The sequence below is a fragment of the Pseudoalteromonas sp. SG43-7 genome, from assembly GCF_014164295.1.
In the GTDB taxonomy this organism is placed as follows: domain Bacteria; phylum Pseudomonadota; class Gammaproteobacteria; order Enterobacterales; family Alteromonadaceae; genus Pseudoalteromonas; species Pseudoalteromonas rhizosphaerae.
This window is the reverse complement of sequence record NZ_JACJEY010000161.1, coordinates 1-743: the sequence shown is the minus strand read 5'-3', so window position 1 is coordinate 743 and position 743 is coordinate 1. Positions and strand designations below refer to the sequence as shown.

Sequence of the window (743 nt, the reverse complement as noted above, 5' to 3'; positions counted from 1 at the left end):
CCACTAATGGCTGGGGTGTTGTCATTGCTCAATGTATCGACGCTCACCGTGAGCGTCGGTGGCGTACCATCAAAATCAGTCGAAGTGATCGTGCGCACATTACCTGCTTCATCACTGGCACTGGCGGTGATCGAACTAAGTGTTAGCAGCGGAATACTCAACCCAACTAATGACCAATTACCTGCTGCGTCGGTGGTCGCGGTATAGTTTATCACCCCGCCACCAAGTAGGTTTTGAGTAACCGTAACTGTGCTTCCAGCAGGTAAATCGGAGGTACCATTAAGGGACACTAACTGTCCTAATAGGAAGGTGGGCACAAACGCAAGCTCTGGCGGAATTGTATCAACCACGCCGTTGTCACCGGCGCTGCCGGTATTGCCTGCGGCATCGGTTTGGCTGGCAGTCACTGTGTATGCACCATCAACAAGCGGTTGCATGGCCTCGGCACTCCAATTACCACTGGCATTGGTTTGCACCGTTACTGTATGGCTGCCGTTAGCATCCGTAAAGGTAACCGCAATGTCACTGTTTGCTAAATCTGATGTACCTGTCACCACTGGTGTATTGTCGTTGGTCAATGCCGGTGCATCGATAGTGACAATCGGCGCTGTTGTGTCTATCACCCCACCATTTTCTGTGTCACTGGCGGTATTGCCGGCGGCATCGGTGACACTAGCATCAACAACAAAAGCGCCTTCTGCAAGCGGGGTCGGTACATCCACCGACCAACTGCCATCAGCCAA

Annotated in this window: 1 protein-coding gene; it reads right to left on the bottom strand. The window is 52.5% G+C overall.

Annotation, left to right across the window (positions count from 1 at the left end; translation table 11 throughout):
• Positions 1 to 743, bottom strand: a 743-nt coding sequence (locus tag H5200_RS23280) for an Ig-like domain-containing protein (RefSeq protein WP_182762861.1), incomplete at both ends; no start/stop codon positions are given.